Origin of the sequence: Prosthecobacter sp. (assembly GCF_046154365.1) — a bacterium.
Lineage (GTDB): Bacteria > Verrucomicrobiota > Verrucomicrobiia > Verrucomicrobiales > Verrucomicrobiaceae > Prosthecobacter.
Genome location: NZ_JBJXFV010000209.1, coordinates 1 through 2,578 on the forward strand (window position 1 = coordinate 1; position 2,578 = coordinate 2,578).

Annotated in this window: 2 protein-coding genes; one reads left to right on the forward strand and one right to left on the reverse strand. The window is 60.1% G+C overall.

What is annotated here, in order from left to right:
- A partial coding sequence (locus ACKVY0_RS26650) for an alpha/beta fold hydrolase (protein WP_409217913.1) occupies window positions 1-2,139 on the forward strand: 2,139 nt, incomplete at its 5' end.
- 3 nt (window positions 2,140-2,142) lie between these two features.
- Here the strand turns inward: ACKVY0_RS26650 and ACKVY0_RS26655 are convergent.
- Window positions 2,143-2,578 (reverse strand): NPCBM/NEW2 domain-containing protein (locus tag ACKVY0_RS26655; protein ID WP_409217914.1); only part of this gene is annotated, 436 nt, incomplete at its 5' end.

A 2,578-nucleotide genomic window follows, 5' to 3' on the forward strand; every position in this document is an offset into this window, starting at 1 on the left:
GTGACGGTCGATAACTGCGGCGTTCCCGCCTCCATGCGTGAGGAGGTGCTGCGACGGCTCGCGACGAAGAGCAAGGTGATCGATGAGCGCTTTGCCATCTGCTCCAGTCACACGCACTGCGCACCGATGCTCATCGGTATCCTGCCGAACATCTTTGGCATGGACATCCCGGCGGAGCATCTGCCTGCCATCGAGCGCTACACACGTGAACTGGCCGACAACATCGAAAAAGTGGCGCTGGCGGCTCTGGCGGACCGCAAACCGGCCACGCTGGCCTGGGGCGTCGGCAAGGTCGGTTTCGCGGCGAATCGACGTGCGTTTCCTGTGAAGCCGATTGATCACGATCTGCCCGTTTTGCGTGCTACGGGCGCAGATGGCAAGGTGCGGGCGATTTTTACGAGTTACGCCTGTCATTGCACGACGATTGGCATTGATGAAATCCACGGTGATTGGGCCGGTGTGGCGCAGGAAGCCCTGCAACGCGAGTTTCCCGGCGCCATCGCGCTCACCGCACTCGGTTGCGGCGCGGATCAGAATCCGAATCCGCGACGCACGATGGAACTCGTCAAAAAATACGGCGAAGACCTCGGTGCGGAGGCGAAACGGCTCGCGCAGGGCGATTTGAAGACCGTGAGCGGCGCGCTGGATTGTCAGGCGAAGCAGATTCAGCTCGCCTATGATAAACTGCCGACGCGCGCGGAATGGGAGGTGCTCGCCGCCTCAAAGACGCCTGCGACGGCTTATCATGCGAAGAAGAATCTCGCTCGAATCGACCGTGGCGAGAAACTTCCGACCGAACTGCCCTACCTCGTGCAGCGCTGGAGTTTTGGGAACGACATGGCGATGGTCTTCCTGCCTGGCGAGATCACCGTGGATTACTCGCTGCGCATCAAGCGCGAGTTTGATCGCTCCCGCATGTGGGTGAATGGCTACGCGAACGATGTGCCCTGTTATGTGCCATCGCGTCGTGTTTTGGAGGAAGGCGGCTATGAGGGTGCGGGTGCGATGGTTTATTATGACCGCCCGACGAAGTTCGCGCCGGATGTGGAGGAGCGGATCATGGGTGCGGTGCATGAGGTGATGCCGAAGCCGTTCCTAGCCTCGGCGGCACAAACAGAGCCCTTGCCAGCCGCCATTGCGTATCCTGATCATTCAAACCTCCTCGTCGTGCGCGATGCCTCAGGAGCCGATCGTCCGGTCAAAACGGCTGAAGATTGGGCGCAACGCGTGGCGCACATCAAAGCGAACATGCAGCAGGTCATGGGTCCGATGCATGACACCTCACGCTGGGCTGCGCTGGATGTCGAAATCGTCTCCGAGGAGAAAACGGCGAAGTATCTGCGCCGCAAGGTGCGCTTCACGCCCGAAGTCGGCGACCGCGTGCCTGCCTGGCTGCTCATCCCGAATGAACTGCCCGCCGGTGGCAAAGCGCCCGCGATGCTGTGCCTGCATCAGACGACGAAGATCGGCAAAGACGAGCCTGCAGGCCTTGGCGGGCTGCCTTCGCTGCATTATGCGCATGAACTCGCCGAGCGCGGCTATGTGTGCCTTGTGCCGGATTATCCATCGTTTGGCGAGTATCCGTATGATTTCAAAAAGCAGGGCGCGCATCGTCTCAGCGGCTCGATGAAGGCGATCTGGAACAACTTGCGAGCCGTGGACTTCCTCGAAACCCTGCCGCAGGTGAACAAAGACCGCATCGGTGTCATCGGCCACTCGCTCGGCGGGCATAACTCGCTCTTCACCGCCGTGTTTGATGATCGTCTAAAGGCGGTGGTGACGAGCTGCGGCTTCACGCCCTTCCACGACTACTATGGCGGCAAAGTCGCCGGCTGGACCAGTGATCGCTACATGCCACGCATCCGCGATGTGTATGAAAACAGCGCCGACAAGATCCCCTTCGACTTCTACGAACTCATTGCCGCCATCGCCCCACGCGGCGTGTTTTCCAACTCACCGCTGAAAGACAGCAACTTCGACATCGGCGGCGTGCGGAAGGCCTATGCGAAAGCCGGGGAGGTGTTTGCGCTCCTCAAAGCGGAGAAGAATCTCACACTCGTGACGCCGGACGCTCCACATGACTTTCCTGAGGCTGAGCGCAAGGCTGCGTATGCGTGGTTGGACAGCTTGTTGAAGTGAACCTCACTTTTTCATCAGCGTCGGCTCGGCCCAGATGGCGTAGTTGCTTTTGGTGTCAAGGCCGCGTGAGGTCAATGTGAGCGCAAGCTGCGACACGTTCGTGACATCGCATTCCAAGAGCTTGGCGGGATCGGAGCCGTTGAGAGTGATGCTGGCCAGTGGTTTGCCATCACCAGTGATGGTGAACTCGACGCGACCTTTCGCGCCGAGTTCGGGATGCAGGCCCGCCAGCACCGTGAAGCGCGCATAGACGCCCTTCGGCAGCAGAAACGTCAGCGACTTGCCCATGCCCGCGCTGATGCCGTTTGCGAGCTCTTTATCACCTGCTTCGAGTCGGAGCTTGAGTGGCATAGCTTTGTTTCCGCCTGCCAGGATGCGCCCGCTCTGGGGGAAACCCCAATGCGGCGAGCTGAAGAACTGCCCCTGTGGGTAATACAAG